20 protein-coding genes are annotated in these 17737 nt (G+C 42.7%); 8 read left to right on the top strand and 12 right to left on the bottom strand.

What is annotated here, in order from left to right; translation table 11 throughout:
- Positions 1-149 precede the first annotated feature (149 nt).
- The 4 genes from FPZ42_RS03680 (at position 150) to FPZ42_RS03665 (ending at position 4868) form a co-directional block, all read left to right on the top strand.
- Positions 150-989, top strand: a complete 840-nt coding sequence (locus tag FPZ42_RS03680) for a mechanosensitive ion channel family protein (RefSeq protein ID WP_146269119.1) — start codon at positions 150-152, stop codon at positions 987-989.
- Between the two features lie 247 nt (positions 990-1236).
- A complete protein-coding gene (locus FPZ42_RS03675) occupies positions 1237-2493 on the top strand; it encodes a pyridoxal phosphate-dependent aminotransferase (RefSeq protein ID WP_146269118.1) in 1257 nt (418 codons plus the stop codon).
- A gap of 63 nt (positions 2494-2556) precedes the next feature.
- Positions 2557-3267: an SAM-dependent methyltransferase gene (locus tag FPZ42_RS03670; RefSeq protein WP_146269117.1), complete on the top strand. Its 711-nt coding sequence runs from the start codon at positions 2557-2559 to the stop codon at positions 3265-3267.
- A complete protein-coding gene (locus FPZ42_RS03665; RefSeq protein ID WP_146269116.1) occupies positions 3267-4868 on the top strand; it encodes an FAD-dependent monooxygenase in 1602 nt (533 codons plus the stop codon). Before FPZ42_RS03670 ends, FPZ42_RS03665 begins: the two co-directional genes overlap by 1 nt.
- Positions 4869-4946: 78 nt before the next feature.
- Here the strand turns inward: FPZ42_RS03665 and FPZ42_RS03660 are convergent, their stop codons facing one another.
- The 9 genes from FPZ42_RS03660 to FPZ42_RS03620 form a co-directional block, all read right to left on the bottom strand.
- Positions 4947-5471, bottom strand: a complete 525-nt coding sequence (locus FPZ42_RS03660) for a hypothetical protein (RefSeq protein ID WP_146269115.1) — start codon at positions 5469-5471, stop codon at positions 4947-4949.
- A 44-nt stretch (positions 5472-5515) separates the two neighbouring features.
- Positions 5516-6244 carry a dioxygenase family protein gene (locus tag FPZ42_RS03655; protein WP_146269114.1) on the bottom strand — a complete coding sequence of 243 codons (729 nt, stop codon included), beginning with the start codon at positions 6242-6244 and terminating at the stop codon, positions 5516-5518.
- 112 nt (positions 6245-6356) lie between these two features.
- Positions 6357-7058 (bottom strand): LytR/AlgR family response regulator transcription factor, encoded by a 702-nt coding sequence (locus FPZ42_RS03650; RefSeq protein ID WP_146269113.1) that lies wholly within the window; start codon positions 7056-7058, stop codon positions 6357-6359.
- Positions 7059-7062: 4 nt separating this feature from the next.
- A complete protein-coding gene (locus FPZ42_RS03645; RefSeq protein ID WP_146269112.1) occupies positions 7063-8271 on the bottom strand; it encodes a sensor histidine kinase in 1209 nt (402 codons plus the stop codon).
- A gap of 70 nt (positions 8272-8341) precedes the next feature.
- Complete coding sequence (gene miaE, locus FPZ42_RS03640) at positions 8342-8941, bottom strand: tRNA-(ms[2]io[6]A)-hydroxylase (RefSeq protein WP_261382214.1); 600 nt, start codon at positions 8939-8941, stop codon at positions 8342-8344.
- Between the two features lie 92 nt (positions 8942-9033).
- Complete coding sequence (gene nadD, locus FPZ42_RS03635; protein WP_146269111.1) at positions 9034-9606, bottom strand: nicotinate (nicotinamide) nucleotide adenylyltransferase; 573 nt, start codon at positions 9604-9606, stop codon at positions 9034-9036.
- A 48-nt stretch (positions 9607-9654) separates the two neighbouring features.
- A complete protein-coding gene (locus tag FPZ42_RS03630; RefSeq protein ID WP_146269110.1) occupies positions 9655-10023 on the bottom strand; it encodes a four helix bundle protein in 369 nt (122 codons plus the stop codon).
- Between the two features lie 39 nt (positions 10024-10062).
- Positions 10063-10632: a guanylate kinase gene (gmk, locus tag FPZ42_RS03625; RefSeq protein WP_146269109.1), complete on the bottom strand. Its 570-nt coding sequence runs from the start codon at positions 10630-10632 to the stop codon at positions 10063-10065.
- Between the two features lie 93 nt (positions 10633-10725).
- On the bottom strand, positions 10726-11601 hold the full coding sequence (locus FPZ42_RS03620) for a YicC/YloC family endoribonuclease (protein ID WP_261382213.1): 876 nt from the start codon (positions 11599-11601) through the stop codon (positions 10726-10728).
- Between the two features lie 200 nt (positions 11602-11801).
- On the opposite strand from FPZ42_RS03620, the gene FPZ42_RS03615 reads away from it, so the two are divergent.
- Both FPZ42_RS03615 and FPZ42_RS03610 read left to right on the top strand, forming a co-directional pair.
- Positions 11802-12524: a hypothetical protein gene (locus tag FPZ42_RS03615; protein WP_146269108.1), complete on the top strand. Its 723-nt coding sequence runs from the start codon at positions 11802-11804 to the stop codon at positions 12522-12524.
- Positions 12525-12566: 42 nt separating this feature from the next.
- Positions 12567-12926 (top strand): four helix bundle protein, encoded by a 360-nt coding sequence (locus FPZ42_RS03610; protein WP_146269107.1) that lies wholly within the window; start codon positions 12567-12569, stop codon positions 12924-12926.
- Between the two features lie 39 nt (positions 12927-12965).
- Here the strand turns inward: FPZ42_RS03610 and rnc are convergent, their stop codons facing one another.
- From rnc to FPZ42_RS03595, 3 genes are read right to left on the bottom strand one after another with little or no spacing between them, the layout of a single operon-like run.
- The gene (rnc, locus tag FPZ42_RS03605; protein WP_146269106.1) at positions 12966-13691 is read right to left on the bottom strand and encodes a ribonuclease III; all 726 of its coding nucleotides are present in this window, start codon (positions 13689-13691) and stop codon (positions 12966-12968) included.
- A 9-nt stretch (positions 13692-13700) separates the two neighbouring features.
- Positions 13701-14954 carry a beta-ketoacyl-ACP synthase II gene (fabF, locus tag FPZ42_RS03600; RefSeq protein WP_146269105.1) on the bottom strand — a complete coding sequence of 418 codons (1254 nt, stop codon included), beginning with the start codon at positions 14952-14954 and terminating at the stop codon, positions 13701-13703.
- Between the two features lie 24 nt (positions 14955-14978).
- A complete protein-coding gene (locus tag FPZ42_RS03595; RefSeq protein ID WP_067058906.1) occupies positions 14979-15218 on the bottom strand; it encodes an acyl carrier protein in 240 nt (79 codons plus the stop codon).
- Positions 15219-15608: 390 nt separating this feature from the next.
- On the opposite strand from FPZ42_RS03595, the gene FPZ42_RS03590 reads away from it, so the two are divergent.
- The gene (locus FPZ42_RS03590; protein WP_146269104.1) at positions 15609-16028 is read left to right on the top strand and encodes an IPExxxVDY family protein; all 420 of its coding nucleotides are present in this window, start codon (positions 15609-15611) and stop codon (positions 16026-16028) included.
- Between the two features lie 64 nt (positions 16029-16092).
- Positions 16093-17529, top strand: a complete 1437-nt coding sequence (pyk, locus tag FPZ42_RS03585) for a pyruvate kinase (RefSeq protein ID WP_146269103.1) — start codon at positions 16093-16095, stop codon at positions 17527-17529.
- Positions 17530-17737 lie beyond the last annotated feature (208 nt).

The following is a 17737-nucleotide window of genomic DNA, read 5'->3' as shown; positions in this document are numbered from 1 at the left end:
ATAGGCTTTGCTTTTAACGCTGCATGAAACAAATAGTGCATAAAAAGAGACATTTACACAGCCGGATAGTGGAGTGGGTGCTGTATAAAGGCCCCGAGCTATTTGTAGCACTTTACAGTTAATAAATAGTATTATTTTTAGCTCCAATTATGGAGCTCGAATCTTTCTACAATATTTTTCACCGTTGGCTCATTAACAGAGGCCCGGTTTACGCTTTCGGTATTATTGTTTTACTTGTCGGTTTTTGGGTAATATCATTTATCCGGGCCAGGTTATTACAACGCTTAAGCAACCGCAAGGTTAATTCATCTTTACAGCCTTTTATTCTTAGTCTTTGTATTACGGGAATGTATGTACTGCTGATCATCAGCGTGCTTAACATTGTAGGGTTCGAGCTCACGCTGATCAACACGGTGATAGGTGCTTTTGGTGTTGCAGCAGGTTTGGCCTTATCGGGTACTTTGCAAAACTTTGCAGGTGGTGTTTTGATATTGTTGTTAAAGCCATTCTCCATAACGGACAGCATTAAAGCGCAAGGGCAAGAGGGAACAGTTACATCTATCCAGTTGTTCTATACTGTACTGCTTACTGCGGATAACAAAACGGTAATTATCCCCAATGGTAAATTATTTAACGAAGTTATTGTAAATATTACCCGCGAGCATAAACGTCGCTTGGATTTCGAGCTCAAATTGGGCTACGCAGCAGACATAGATAAGGTAAAAGACATCATCAACAACATCATAAAATCAACGCCCGAGGTACTTACCGAACCTATAACCCGGGTAGGTGTGAGCGCTTTGGAGAACGATGGTATGCGCTTTATTATAAACGTATGGGTAGAGCCTGCCAATTATCTAACCACCAAAATTTCCTTGCAGGAGCGCATTGTTAAAGAGCTTTCCGCCGCAGGCGTTAAACTCCCCGGCACCGGTGACCCGAGCGGCGCAGAGTTGATACAAGCGCTGGTAAACAGGACTAATAGGTAGTAGCCGTTTTCCTGAGCAACGTAAGGCTTGATGAATATACATAAGATGTGATTTTTTGGGTGTATAGGATCTCTCGTTGTGCTTCGCAGAGACTTACACTTCTGCCCGCTCAAAATATAATCGTAGCCTGATCTTTAAAATCTCTCCTATCTCAGGGAGAGATTACCACATTTAATTGTTTGGTGTTCACGATTGCTTCGCGATTTCGAGGGGGCTTTCCTATCTTTGGCGCTCAATATATCTTATAATGAAAATATCAGTATTAGCACAAAATCTTCATGGCTCTGAGATCATCAAAATAGCCGGAGAGATAAACGAATTGAAAAAGCAAGGCCAGAACATTGCCAATTTAACGATTGGTGATTTCGACGCTGATATTTATCCTATCCCGGCTGAACTGCGCGATGGCATTATCGATGCTTATAATCATAACCAAACCAACTATCCACCGGCAGATGGTATGCTTAGCTTGCGCGAAAGTGTGTCATCATTTCTTAACCGCACATTAGGTTTGGATTATGCTGCCAACCAGATACTGATCTCGGGCGGATCGCGACCATTGATATATTCTACTTACCTGGCCCTGGTTGACCCCGGCGATAAAGTGGTTTTCCCTACACCATCATGGAACAATAACCATTACTGCGACCTTACCGGTGCCGAAGCAGTATTGGTAGAAACCCGCCCTGAAAATAATTTTATGCCTACGGCAGAAGAGATCCGCCCGCATTTAAAGGGCGCTACTTTGCTGGCCCTTTGTTCTCCGCTTAACCCAACCGGTACCATGTTTGATAAAAAGGATCTGGAAGAGATATGCGACCTGGTGATAGCCGAAAATAAAAGCAGGAGTGCCGATGAGAAACCATTGTACCTTTTGTATGATCAGATCTATTCTCAGCTAACGTTCGGTGAGTACAAACATTACGACCCGGTAACGCTTCGCCCCGAATTAAAAGATTATACTGTATTCATCGATGGCGGCTCAAAATGCTTTGCTGCTACAGGTGTACGTGTAGGTTGGGGCTTTGGCCCGGCGTTTATCATCAATAACATGAAGGCCATTGTTGGCCACATGGGTGCATGGTCGCCGAAGGCAGAACAGGTTGCCATGGCCGAATACCTGAAAAACGATGATTTTGTAAACGGTTATCTTGATACGCTTAAAGACAGGATACAAGCCAGCCTGAACAACTTGCATCAAGGTTTCCAGCAGCTCAAATCAGAAGGCTTTGCGGTGGATTCAATAGAGCCGATGGGTGCTATATATCTTACCATTAACTTAGACTACACCGGCAAAACAACCCCGGATGGTAAAGTATTGGAGAACAGCGCCGATGTAAACTTTTACCTGATAAAAGAAGCGGGTGTTGCCTTTGTACCGTTCTCGGCCTTTGGTACCGGCGAGGAAGTTACCTGGTTCAGAGCATCGGTTGGTGCAACCACGCTGGAAGATATCGAGCAAATGACACCAAGAATCAGAGAGGCATTAGCTAAACTCAAATAACGATACACTATCCTCACAAAGCCCCCTATTAGGGAGGATTTGTGAGGGCTATATATTTGCACCATGCCAAACGGAACACTCTACCTCATACCTGTACCCCTTGCTGATGAAGCTGCGGCCCAATCATTTACGCCGTATCTCACGGATACCATCAACAGTATTAAGGAATACATCGTAGAGAACGAGAAAACCGCCCGCAAGTTTCTGAAACAGGCCGGATTGAAAACACCGCAGAGCGAATTGCTGATACACGATTATGGCAAGCACAATCGTGATAGCGGATTAAAAGATTTTTTTAAAGGCTTGCTGGCAGGCAATGATGTTGGTTTGATGAGCGAGGCTGGTTGCCCCGGTATAGCTGATCCTGGTGCGGATATTGTTGCTGAGGCACACCGCAAGGGAATAGCGGTGGTGCCATTGGTAGGGCCAAGCTCCATTTTATTGGCGCTGATGGCATCGGGATTTAACGGGCAACGCTTTACTTTTCATGGGTATTTGCCCATAGATAAAGCGGATCGCGCTAAACGCATTAAAGATCTTGAGAGTGCGGCTGAGAAGCATAAACAAACTCAGCTGTTTATAGAAACACCGTTCCGTAATGATAGCATGCTGCAGGAGGTTTTAAAGACCTGTAAACCTAACACCCGCCTTTGCATTGCCTGCGATATTACGGCCCCCACAGAATTTATCAAAACACAAACCATAGCAGCCTGGCAAAAACAGGTACCCGATCTGCGTAAACGCCCGGCAATATTTTTGCTGTTCCATGCCTGATGCTGAAGCCGCCGCAACATACCAGTGTGCTCATTGTAGGGGCAGGTCCATCTGGCTTAATGATGGCTGCACAACTGCTGCGTTATGGTATACAACCAGTTATTATAGATAGCAAGCCAGGCCCAACAAGCCAATCAAAAGCGTTGGCTGTACAAGCCCGTTCTTTGGAGATGTACCGCCAAATGGGCATGGTTGAGAAAGCATTGGAGGAGGGTAAAAAGGCAAAAGGCTTAGCCTATTACAAGGAAGGCGAACACCTTGCAGAACTCGATCTCGATCAAATTGGGGACCAGCAAACGCTATACCCGTATATACTCCTCTACCCGCAAAGCAAAAATGAACGCCTGTTGCTGAATTTTCTGACGCAAGCTGCATGCCCGGTTTATTGGCAAACATCGCTTGTATCGTTACGTCAGTTAGGCGCTAAAAGCCAAGCCCGCTTACAAATTGCTGATCAAACTTATCAGATTACCTGCGATTACGTAATTGGTGCAGATGGCGCGCATAGTATGGTACGCAAGCAAATGGGTATGCATTTTAGCGGTGATACTTACAAGCATAAGTTTTTTCTGGCAGATGTTAAGCTAAGGTCGGTTATTGATGATCAATTGATCAGTTTATATATAGATAAACGAGGCTTCGCCGGGTTTTTTCCATTACCGGAGACTGATAGCTTCAGGATAGTGGCCAGTTTGCCGGATGAGTTGGAGAACGACGAAAGCCCCACGCTTGATGCTGTTTTACCTGCATTAAAAAGCGTTACTAAAAAGGACTTGCAGGTAGAAAAAGTTAACTGGTTTACCACCTATAAACTACATCACAGAATGGCTACCCAATTTAACGAGGGTAACTGTTTCCTTGTAGGCGATGCTGCGCACATTCACTCGCCGGTTGGCGGGCAGGGCATGAACACCGGTTTACAGGATGCTTACAACCTGGCGTGGAAACTGGCTGCCGTGATAAACGGACAGATAGTGCCTAACATCCTTGATAGTTACGCAGAAGAAAGAATGCCGGTAGCAAAGCAATTACTGAACACTACTGATAGGGTCTTTAATGTGGTAACCTCCCGAACATGGTTTGGAAACATTTTAAAAAAATATGTTGTGCCGAGGGTACTTAAGTTTGGCTGGGAGAAAGAAGGCACCCGTAATTTCTTTTTTAAACGGGCATCACAGATCGGGATCAGTTATCGCGATAGCAAACTGAGCCTTTCATTAGGCAGACCGACGGAAATTAAAGCCGGCGACAGGCTGCCTTATCTTGAAATTTTCGACGAAAAGAAAAAAACCAAGACCGACCTTCACAGTTGGTGTGCCAAGCCCGGTTTTACACTACTTACCTTTGGGCATGTGCAGGAGAGCTTTTTGTTTACTATAGCAAAATGGCTTACGCAGGATTACAATGGCGCCATTAACTTTTTTCATTTGCCTTACTCGCCGGCTAACCAAAAGGTATTTGATGTACTGCAGATACCGGAAGGCACCCGCAAAGTCGTTATTGTAAGGCCGGATATGCATATCGGTTACCTGAATGACCTGATAGATATCGGCATGATGAATAATTACCTGCGTAATGTGGTTGGTTTTAAAACCCCATAAAAAGTTATGCCCCCGCAATCGCTGCAGAGGCATAAACACTAAACCAAACACTAATTATGAAAAAATCGGGGTATACCGTTATGCAGCTAAAGCATTTTGTTTGTTTAAAACATTGCTGCCAACAGGTTGATAGCTGCTTATAGCCAAGTGGTCCTGCATCTTTATGGTAAATGTTGTTTCGCCTTTGTTGGCCGATAGCACAAGGTATTCGCCTATAGTGTTCAATAACAACAGTTCGCCGGTAATGTAGTTAATGGCAACTTTATGCGCTTTAATATCTGTTATATCAGATTCTATCAACTCCATTTGCGGCACCTCAAAGTTGATGCTGTTGCCCAGCGTATCGGTGAGTAACGGTATCTTATTCTTTAACGTTTCAATAAAGTAACCTATCACAAAACTGAGCTTGTAATGCAACGAATTGGCCCGCCCATCGTTATTCTTCATCTCGCTGAACGTTTTTAAAACATTACCGGGGTTATATGCCTGCGACTTGAGTAAAAACTCCCGGTAAGAAGCAGAAAGAATGTTGCGTTCAAAATCTGTTTTGGCCGATGAATCAATAACCTGTTTGTAGGTAAGTTTGATGATAGCTTTTGACATGACGATAGTTTTGTTGTGATCGAAATATATATTGTCCCGGTGATCTATAATGCAATGCCGAATGTATACGTACCTGTGTAACCTGCTGCAATGCTCCCTGTTAGCGATGGCGTTTCGTTAGCCAGGTCGGTAGCCGAGTTGCCTAAAATGCCGTCATTGGCATTGCGGGTAGTATTTACGCCTACGCCGTAATGCGTATGCACCGCGTCGGAGATATTTTCAGGGAAGGCAAACTGCGCCGTTTTCTTCATTACATTATTAACAAAGATCTCAAAGTGAATATGTGTTGCCCGGCCCTGGTACCAACCCGGATAAACGGTGGTAAAGGTTACAGCACCCTTAGCATCAGTGGTTTGATAACCGCGTAAAAAGGTTTCGCCTACAAAGCTTTTACCATTTTGGTTACCGTAACCAGAGTAATATCCATCCTTGCTGCAGTGCCATATATCAACCCGGGCATTTTGTACCGCGTTACAATTGTCGTTAGTGTTAACAACCAAAAGGTTAAGCACCAGCGGTACACCTGTTTGTCCGCCGGTAATGTCAGATCGGTCAAGCGGGTTTTTCAATTCACCTCCGGGGTAAGGGTAAGGACCTTCTACCTCGGTTGGGGTTAGCCGGCAGGCACTACTGCCCGTGTTGGTATCTGCTGATGTTGTGGTGCCTGTGCTGTCGATTGCGGTATCTGTTGAATCTTTTTTACAGGCATCTAACAGCATTGGAGTTGCCGCGGCGGCAATGGCAAATGATCTTAAAAAATGTTTACGCTCCATGTTACAGAAATTAGCAGGGGTGTGTTTATTTGTTTCTGTAAAAGTAGAACGCTAATAACGGGGACTGAAGCGGGTATCGGTAAACGCCTGTTTTGTGTCGATTACTGCAGATTTACTTCATTTTCATCCAGCGGCGCGCAAAGTCGGCATAGCTGTCGCTTACCGGTAATTCAACGGTAGGGAGTTTAATTTTGCGGTTTTGTATAGAGATGATCTTGTTTACCGGCACAATATAGCTGCGGTGAATACGCTGAAACCTATCCTCCGGCAGTTTCTCTAAGACCCGCTTAAGCGGCATCAGCGTTAGTATGGTTTTATCAAACTGCAGGTGTATCTTAATATAGTCTTCCATGCTCTCAATGTATTCGATATCCTTATGGTTTATCTTAACCATTTTGTATTCCGAATAGACATATAAGCTTTCGCCCTCCCCATCACCATTGGTTGCATTTTTGTACCGGTGGTAATCAGCGGCTTTCTCAATAGCCTTACCGAAACGTTTAATATCAATAGGCTTAAGCAGGTAGTCTACAGCTTCCAACTCAAAGCCCTCAAACGCAAAGTTTTTGTATGCTGTAGTAAATATCACCATGGGTTTGTTCTCCAGCGCACGCACCAGGTCTATACCCGTAATATCGGGCATGTTGATATCGATGAATAGCAGGTCGATAGGATTGTTACGCAGGTATTCCGCACCGTATATGGCATCCTCAAAAGTTTGCATAAGGTTCAATGATGGAAACTTTGAGATATAATTTTTTATCAACTCCAGTGCCAGCGGCTCATCATCTATGGCAACACATTTCAATTGCATATCATCAGCTGTATAAGGTAAGTATCACGGTGAATTGGTTATTCTCCTCGTTGATGTTGAGGATGTGTTTACCGGGATAAAGATATTTTAATCTTTCGCGTGTGTTGTTAATGCCGATGCCGGTACGTTCCAGATTTTGGTTTCGTTCAAATATCGGGTTCACACAAAGGAAGGTGATGGTATCAGGTTTAACAAGCAGGTTTATGTCGATATTGCTTTGGTGCTGTTTGCTTATGCCATACTTAAAAACGTTTTCTACGAAGGTCATTAGCAGTAAGGGGGCTATCTTTTTGTTTGCAAGATCGCCTTGCACGGTAAAGCTTACAACCGTTTTTGCACCCAGGCGTAACCGTTGCAGATCAATGTAATTGGAGATACAATTAACCTCATTTTGCAGATCTACCAGGTCTTCTCTCACATCATCGGTAACGTAGCGCATAATGTTAGATAGCTTCATGATGCTATCTGCCGTATACTCGTTATTGGTAATGGCAAGCGTGTAGATATTGTTAAGTGTATTGAATAAAAAGTGAGGATTGATCTGTGCTTTTAGAAAAGATAGTTCTGCGCTTGCCTTTTCAGCCTCGGCACTAATTGCTCTTTGCTCTGTTGTTTGCCATTGCACAACCGTTTTGATAGCGGTGCTCAAAGCCATTATCATCAGGAACAGGAATAAACTCGAAGAATCAAAATGTTTTCTTCTGCCATTACGCCAGCGCTCTCTGAATTGCGGAGGAGGCATCCCTCCGGGAAACATTTGCGGCCCTTGAGCGCTGTCAGGCTGCATATTTGGCGGCGGCGGCAGCTGTTGACCGTTACTATCCGGTGTAAAACCTGGTGGCATAGCTCCGGGAAAACCGGTCGGCGGCATACCAAACTGTGAAGCTGCCATTTGTGCAAAAGCTTTTTTGTTAATGCTGTGCAACAACTTATCGTAAGGCTTAAGAACGTATACCACACCGAGCAGACAAAAACAGATGACGGCATAGTCAATATATTTTTTCCTGAGGAAAAACCGCGGAAAAAGGAAGTTGGTGTTGAGATAGAATAAGGCAATATAGGTAGCGCAGAACAGCCAATAGTATGGCGACACGATGATAGTGCCCATGGAAACATTGCCATCCGGGCCGTTCAAGAACAACAGCGGGAAGGCCATGAACAATAACCAGCAGGCTATATGTATGAGTACCGAAAAGGTTTTTAAGCGTAGCATCCCCAAAAGAACTGTTAATCAGCTTAAAAATAAGTAAAGTATCGGTAAGCGGGCAGTATGTGTAGACGAATTATCCGTGGATGGTTTCGGCCTTGCCGTAATTTTGGATAACCTGGGCTTCAAAAGCCAAAAACGCTGTCCAGCGTTTATCTACATCAACATCAACAGCATACTTTTTAGCCAAGCGGATAAAGGTGGCGTAGTGGGTAGCTTCACTCACCATCAGTTCATAATAGAAATCGGATAATTCTTTATCGTCGATATTTTCTGAAAGGACCTTGAAGCGTTCGCAGCTGCGCGCCTCGATCATGGCAGATAGCAAAAGGCGATCTATCAGTTGTGCCTCGCGGCCTCCGCCAACTATCATAAACTTGCGAAGTTCGTTTACGTAATCGTCCTTACGTTCGCGGCCTAAAGTGTAGCCGCGTTGAATAATGATCTGATGAACTCGTTTAAAATGTTCCATTTCCTCCTGCACCAAATCGCACATTTCCTGCACCAGGTCGCTAAGGTTGGGGTTTTGTACAATTAGGGTAATGGCATTGCTGGCCGCCTTTTGCTCGCAAAACGCATGATCGGTCAGCAACTCTTCAATATTGCTTTCCACAACGTTTTTCACCCACAATGGATCGGTAGGTAATTGCAGCTTTAAAATGGTTTTCTCGTTCACAGGAGCAAAGATAGAGGTTATGAGCGGAAAGGTGAAAGACTAAAGCCGAAAGCTTGCAAAAGGCTTTTAGCTTTATGCGTTAAGCTCTTAGCTTACTTATACAAACTTTTGCTCTCAATAAACTTAAGAACAGGATCGGGCACGAAAAACTGTATGTTCTTCTTTTCTTTGATGGATTTTCGGATAAATGTCGCTGAGAGTTCCATCAACGGTGTCATGGTAATGGTTACTGATGGATGGGATGCAAACTCAGCATTTTCATACCCGGGGCGTGGGTAAACAAATATCTGGTAATCGCGCAGAATGAGGTTATAATTCTTCCACTTGTGCAAGGTAACCAGGTTATCAGAACCCATGATCAGCGCAAATTCGTGTTCAGGATATTTTTCTTTGAGATGGGCAAGTGTATCTATGGTATAAGACGGCTGCGGCAGCTTCAACTCCACATCGCTTACCGAAATATTTGAGGCATTCTCGGTAGCCAGCTTAGCCATCTCTAAACGATCATAAGTATTGATGAGGTCTCCGTATTTTTTTAAAGGGTTTTGCGGCGATACTACTAACCAAACCTTATCCAAAGCGGTATGGTTAGCCATGTAGTTGGCAATTATCAAATGCCCGATGTGGATAGGATTAAATGAACCGAATAGTAAACCAATCTTCATAAGTTTGCAGTTTTCAGTGAGCAGTTTGCAGTAAAAACCTAAATTAGTTCATAAAGCGCCGAATTTTTCCGGATTATTAATCATGAAGTGAAGCAGTTTACCAACTTCAATTGATTGATTATTTAAAAGGGTAAACTCTTGTTCTGAAATGTAATTGCAGGCAAGTGAAAATTCTAACCAGCCTTGTGTTTCGCTATTTTCCATATCTGCATCTGTTAGCTTGCTGATAAAATGATTGGGATAACGGCGCTTTCTGTAAGCTTCTATCATACAAATATTAACCGACCTTGACGAACGTCTAATTTGATCAGTTAATGAGTACGTTTCTTCTTTTGGAAATCGCTTAGTCATTGCAAAAATTTCCATTGCCAGCTCGAAACTCTTTTGATAAAGGAGAAGGTCTTTATAAGTGCCCATCGATAAATAATTTGCAAACTGCCAACTTAGAACTGCAAACTATCGCCCGATAAACTTAGTTACCAATTCCTCAGCTTCTTTACAAGCTGTCTGAAGATCGTAATTTTTAAGGATAATATCAAACTGAGGTGCGTAATTAAGCTCCTTTTCAGCTTTTGCAAAACGTTCCTGAAGCTTTTCGGGGCTATCAGTGCCGCGGCCGGTTAAGCGTTCTATCAATACCTCTAAAGATGGCGGCTGTACAAATATAGCCAGCGCCTGGTCGGCATATTTGCGCTTAAGGTGCATGCCGCCCTCTACGTCAATATCAAATATTACGGTTTTACCTGTAGACCATATCCGCTCTATCTCCGTACGTAAGGTTCCGTAAAAAGTACCGCTGTAAACTTCCTCAAACTCAACAAATTGTTTTTTAGCAATGCGGTGCAAAAATTCTTCTTTGCTGATAAAGTAGTAATCAGATCCGTCTTTTTCATCGCCGCGCGGGGCGCGTGTGGTAGCCGAAATAGAAAACTCCAATTCGGGTATTTTGCCCAGCAGGTGGTGCACTATAGTTGTTTTACCTGCGCCCGACGGGGCCGAAAATATAATGAGTTTTCCTTCTTTCATTATTGTTGGAAAGTTAAAAGGTTACAATGTTTGAATGTTATAAGCTTGATTATCTTAACGTTTCAACCTTATAACATTTAACCTTAAAACCATTTATAGTACATTCAATAATTGTTCTTTAATTTTCTCAAGCTCTTCTTTCATGCCTACAACCAGTTTTTGGATGTCGGCATCGTTTGCTTTTGAGCCAAGGGTATTGATCTCACGACCGATCTCCTGCGAAATAAAGCCAAGCTTCTTACCATTGGCGTCGGCAGCCTTAAGTGTTTCAAGGAAATAGTCGCAATGGCTTTTAAGCCTTATTTTTTCTTCGGTTATATCCAGCTTGTCTATGTAATAGATCAGCTCCTGCTCAAAGCGGTTCTTATCTACGTTCTCAGAACCAACAGCCTCAGTCAGAAACTGGTTCAACCTTTCGCGGATAACCGGTATGCGTTTAGGCTCCGCTATTTCAACAGCGGCAAGGTTGTTCAGGATTATCGCTATACGCTGCTTGATATCATTCTCCAGCACATTACCCTCGTCACTTCTGAATTTCTGGAAAGCTGCCAAGGCTTGCTGAAAGGTCTTTTCAACCTGTTTCCATTCATCATCGTTAACGGTGTCCTCATCGTATTTTACCACCTCAGGTAGGCCAAGGGCTAGTTGGAATAGGTTGGCTGATTGCTCTCCAGCTTCTTCGCTAACGCTTTTAAGCTGGTTGTAGTAGTGCATTAAAAGGTCGCGGTCAATCCCTGCAGCTTTTACATTGGCACCGGTCTGTTCCACATTAATGCTCAGATTTACCTTACCGCGTTCTATCTGCTTGCTGCATTCGTTTCGCAGTTGAAACTCTTTTTCAGAAAACATTTTGGGCAAGCGTAAAGACAGCTCCAGGAATTTGCTGTTCAGCGATTTAAGCTCGACGGTATATTTAACATTGCCGGCATCGAAAGTGGCAATACCATACCCGGTCATGGACTTTATCATGTGCAAAGATAAAGATTTTAGGGGAAATTGGGGTAACAGAGATCAGAGATTGGTGATTGGAGATTAGGCAATACAAATCATCATGCTATAACCATTAACTGATCTCCATTCGTTAATCTATAATCTTAACCACAAACCTTAACATTTTTTCACATTTGGCAACCATGTACATTTTGTACTTTTACTACGTTTAAATTTATATGCACTTTAGGTTTCTATCATTCTTAATTATCCTGTTATGTATATCGGTTGTGGCGGGGGCCCAAACCGGCGTAATAAAAGGTGTTATATATAAACGCATCTCTTCTGAAAGGCTTAACGCCGTGGCTGTTACAAACATTAAAACCAACGTATTTGTAATGTCTGATGATCTGGGGAACTTCTCTATCAGCGCAATGCCCGGCGACACACTGGAATTTACCAAAAAGGGGTTTACCCCGCAAAAACAAGCGGCATCACCGTACGGAGGTTTGGTTGTGTACATGCAGCCCTCAATGGAACTTGCAGAAGTAAAGGTGGTTGGGCAAACCAAAAAGCAGGAACTTAACGAGGTGATGAAAGATTACCGCAAGCAAGGCACCTTCTACAATGGTAAACCTCCGGTGTTAACAATGCTTACCAACCCAATAACCGGCTTATATGAGCTTTTTGGCAAAACCCCGGGAAGGGCTAAGCGATTTGCTGCATATCAGAAAAAGGAACTGGAAGCCAGTGAGGTCGACCGGCGTTACAACCGCCCGTTTATAATGCGCGTGACCGGAGAAGCAGATAGTACAAAAGTGCTTCAGTTTATGAACTTTTACCGACCCAGCTTTGAAGACCTAAAGCAATGGGGCGATTATGACCTTATAAAGCACACCAAGATACAGTGGGAGTATTTCCAAAAAAATGGGGGTAAGGATAGATTGCAGAAATTGTATTGAAGATTAGAGGTTGGAGATCAGAGATTAATTAGCTATCTTAATATGGCAAGTTTTACTGATCTCGATGTTTGGAAAAAGGCAAGACTTGTGAGAAATAATATTACAGAGATTACGAGAGAATTTCCAGTTGAAGAAAAATATCGTTTAGTAGATCAAATTATTCGTTCATCACGATCCATTGGAAATAACATTGCAGAGGGGCATGGACGGTTTCACTATCTTTACGCGTCAAAATTTCTAATAACTGCGAGAGGTTCTTCTTCGGAAACAATTGATCACCTGATAATAGCGTTAGATAATAATTTGATTAGCGTAGAAATGTTCGATTGCTTGAAGGCTGATTGTGAAGAATGCTCAAGTATGATAAACGGTTATATTAGTTATCTTAATAGCAAGGCTTAAAGTTAACTAATCTCTAATCTCCAGCCTCTAATCCTTAAACTATATCCCTAACGCAGCACAGGCTTTCTCAGCGGCCAGCTTCTCAGCGTTTTTCTTACTGAACTCTTTGCCAGATCCCAATATTTCACCGTCAACATTTACCTGTATGGTGAACAGTTTGGCACTTTCGCCTTCCAAGTTAGTGGTTAGCTCAAAGGTAATATCCTTGCCATGGCGCTGGCACCATTCTATCAGTTTACTTTTAAAGTTAGTTTCGGTTTGCTCAAGGGTATGTATATCAATGTGAGCTTTGATAATGTGGTTCACCAGGAAGTGGCGGGTAAAATCGTAGCCTTTATCCAGGTAAACGGCACCAACAAGCGCTTCAAAGGCATCACCTAATAACGAGCCCTGACGGCCATTTGCTAAAATCTTGGGATCAAATTCTATCAGCTTATCGAACCCCAGTTTGCGCGCAAGCTGATTGAGGTTATTGCGGCTAACAATTTTTGAGCGAAGCTCGGTAAGGAAACCCTCATCCTCGTAAGGGTAAAGTTTAAATAGCACTTCGGCCACTACACTGCCCAAAACGGCATCCCCGAGAAACTCGAGGCGTTCGTTACTGTTCTTTACGCCCTTCCGGATATTTTGCGCAACCGACTTATGGCGAAAAGCCAGCCGGTATAACGACAAATTGCCCGGCACAAAGCCGAGCAAATTCTTTAAAACCTTAACGTATTTTCTATTGGGCGAAAGGTATAGCTTATAAAAGCGGCTAATTGGCATCCAATGAGATTAATCCTGGTATTTTCTAAATATAACCGAAGCGTTATGGCCACCAAAACCGAAGCCATTGCTTTGCGCTACATTAACTACACGTTTTTGTGCCTTGTTAAATGTAAAGTTAATTTTAGGGTCAAACGCCGGATCATCAGTAAAGTGATTGATAGTTGGCGGTATAATATCGTTTTTGATAGCCAAAATAGCTGCAATTGCTTCAACGGCACCGGCAGCACCTAAAAGGTGACCAGTCATTGATTTGGTTGAGCTGATATTAATATCATAAATACGATCACCAAACGCATCTGTTATTGCTTTAACTTCTTGCGGGTCGCCAATTGGGGTTGATGTACCATGTACGTTCACGTAATCAACATCGGCAGGCGTTAAACCGGCATCCTCAAGGGCCGCCTTCATCACCAAACAGGCACCCAGGCCTTCGGGGTGAGGGGCAGTCATGTGGTATGCATCGGCGCTCATGCCGCCGCCAACCATTTCAGCATAAATTTTAGCGCCGCGAGCTTTCGCATGCTCCAATTCTTCTAAAATAATGGTACCTGCACCTTCACCGGCAACAAAACCATCGCGATCCAGATCAAACGGACGGGATGCAGTTGCAGGGTCATCGTTACGGGTACTTAGCGCGTGCATAGCGTTAAAACCACCAATACCGGCTTCGTTTATAATAGCTTCAGACCCGCCGGTAATAAACATGTTTGCTTTACCAAGGCGAAGGTAATTGAAAGCATCAATAAGCGAATTGTTGGATGAAGCACAAGCGGAAACCGTTGTGAAGTTTGGCCCGCGTAAACCATATTTAATGGAGATATGGCCCGGTGCAATATCGGCTATCATCTTTGGGATAAAGAACGGATTGAACTTTGGCGTACCGTCACCTTTTGCAAAGTTAACAACCTCATCCAAAAACGTTTTTAAACCACCAATGCCCGATCCCCAGATAACACCTATGCGGCTGGTATCAAGTTTTTCAAAATCTAAACCGGCGTCTTTAACAGCTTCTTCTGTTGAAAATAAAGCATATTGTACAAATGGGTCAAGCTTACGTGCGTCTTTACGACCCAGAAAGCCATCGGCGTCAAAATTCTTTACCTCACAGGCAAACTTGGTTTTGAATTTTTCAACATCAAAACTCTTAATAAAGGCAGCGCCGCTTACCCCATTAATAAGGCCGTTCCAATATTCTGCAACGGTATTACCAATCGGAGTAAGCGCTCCAAGCCCGGTTACTACAACTCTTTTAAACTCCATTTAACAGTCTTAAGGAGCTTTAAATTAAGCTTTAACGTTTTTTTCTAAGTAAGCAACAGCCTGGCCAACAGTACCGATTGTTTCAGCCTGATCATCAGGGATAGCCACGTTAAATTCTTTTTCAAACTCCATGATTAATTCCACGGTGTCTAAAGAGTCAGCACCAAGATCGTTGGTGAAGCTTGCTTCTGGTGTAACTTCACTTTCGTCAACACCCAGTTTTTCCACGATAATAGCTTTTACTCTTGAAGCGATATCAGACATAGTCTTTATGATTTAATGATTAATAAATTCAGTGCAAAGAAAAATAAATTATGTTAAATATCAAATTGCAAAAACTTATACAATAAATGGCTAACACCTGTTTATTGTAAAAGGTTTGTTTTGAGTTCCTAATGCCTCAAAAGTAATCAAATTGTACAGAGTAATAAATAAAAATGTAGTTAGCCAAAATTAAGCTATATTGGTGATAATGAGGTGCAAAGCAGTTTTGTGTAGGTGAGTTTTATTTAAGCACACTTATTTTAAAGGCAAAATGGGTAATAGCTTCTGCATTTATTATAACGTTTGGTATGCCTGTGCCGTTAAAACAAAACTTTATGGTTAGGTTAAGCTAAGTGTTTGTACTTTTGCTCATCAATAAAGCAAAGCCGGTTGAATAGGAAAATATTAAAGTTTGAGATAGATCTGGATTTTGTATTGATAGCCATCACTACATCACTGAAAGATTACCGCATTTGTTATTATATAAACAAATGTTTGAATTTTAATTTTACCCGCGTTGATGACCTGAAACTGGATAGTGGTAACTACGGCAACGAGATGCTTTTCTCTTTCTATAATTACAGTTGGGAAAACACCGAAACGGATTTCTATTTTATTGGTAATAAGGGAACTGAGGGTTATCTGGTGCCCGAAATGCGTGAGGCAGACTATTTTTTAATGATCAAAAACTACATTGATGATGAAGACCTGGAGAACATCATATCATGCCTTAATAAGATACCGGAAATTGTTGCAGCCGTAAAGATTGACCCAAAAAAAATAAAATCACGGGAAAATCTTTTATTTTAGCCAAAATTTTAAAAATGTGTATTTAGTACACATTCATCCAAATAGCCTGAATTAATCTGAGAATATGAATTTTAATTATAATCGTACCAAGATCGTTGCTACAATGGGCCCTGCGTCGGCCAAGAAAGACACATTATTGGCAATGATAAGGGCTGGTTTAAACGTTTGCCGCCTTAATTTTTCTCACGGTAAAACCGAAGATCATAAAAAAGTAATTGACATTATTCGCGAGATAAACGCAGAATATAAAACTAACGTAGGTATTCTTGCCGATCTGCAAGGACCTAAGATCCGCATAGGCTTGGTAAAAGATGGCGGTATACACCTTGTTAACGGTACCCGCATTAATATTACCACCCATGAATTAATTGGTGATGACAACCAGATCTACATTACTTACCCAAGCTTTCCGCAGGATGTACAGGCAAACGAGATCATTTTGCTTGACGATGGTAAACTGCAATTACGCGTAATTGATACCAACCGTAAAGATACAGTGGTTTGTGAAGTGGTACACGGCGGTATATTAACATCACGTAAAGGTGTTAACCTTCCAAATACTAAAGTATCTATCCCAAGTTTAACGCCAGAAGATATTGAGAACCTTCATTTCGCCTTAGAGCAGGATGTAGATTGGATAGGCCTTTCGTTTGTGCGTACCGGTGCTGATATTGTTGATCTTAAACGCATCATCCGCGAAAGCGGCAAAGGCGCACGTGTTATTGCTAAAGTTGAGAAGCCTGAGGCTATTGACAATATAGATGATATCATTGCCGCTACTGATGCTGTGATGGTAGCCCGTGGCGACCTGGGTGTTGAATGCCCGCTTGAGGAAGTGCCGTTGTTGCAAAAAATGATCGCAAGAAAATGCCGTGACGCATCTAAACCTGTTATTGTTGCAACACAGATGCTGGAATCTATGATCACAACTCCACGCCCAACACGTGCGGAGGTTAACGACGTTGCCAACTCTGTATTAGACGGTGCCGACGCGGTAATGCTTAGCGGTGAAACATCAGTTGGTGAGTTCCCGGTTATTGTTATCGAAACCATGGCAAAAATCGTTCGCAATGTTGAAGAATTGGGCTATCCGTTCAATGCTGCCAAAGCGGAGAATAAAGACACCGCTTCTTCAAACTATTTAAGCGATGCGCTTTGCGGTTCTGCCGTTTATTTGGCAGAGCATACCAACGCGGTAGGTATCGTATCGATGACCACTTCAGGTTACACCGCTTTTGAGATATCAAGCTATCGCCCTAAAGCTGGTACTTATATCTTCACATCAAACAGGCAATTATTGAACTCGTTGAGTTTAGTATGGGGTGTACGTGCGTTCTACTATGATAAACTGGAAAGCACCGACCAAACCATTGCTGATGTTAACGCGATACTTAAATCAGAAGAATTGCTTCGTCCTGGTGATGTAGTTATCAATACTGCTGCCGTGCCAATTGTTAAACAAGGCAAAACCAACATGATCAAAGTGAGTGTTATTGAATAATATTGAGTCAGACAAGTCTTTGGTCGAAAGTCCGAAGAGCGGAAATAGAAAGGGTTAAGCGATGAGCTTAACCCTTTTTTATTATATTCAAACTGTCATGCTGAGAAACGAAACATCTTTAGACTGTGCTGGAACGCGGTCAGATTCTTCGCTGTCGCTCTGAATGACAAGTTCTATCCAGAGCCCAATTAATCTCCGATCACAAATT

The organism is Mucilaginibacter achroorhodeus (assembly GCF_007846095.1).
In the GTDB taxonomy this organism is placed as follows: Bacteria; Bacteroidota; Bacteroidia; order Sphingobacteriales; family Sphingobacteriaceae; genus Mucilaginibacter; species Mucilaginibacter achroorhodeus.
Note: the sequence above shows the minus strand (reverse complement) of the source record. Positions and strands in the feature narration are given on the sequence as shown.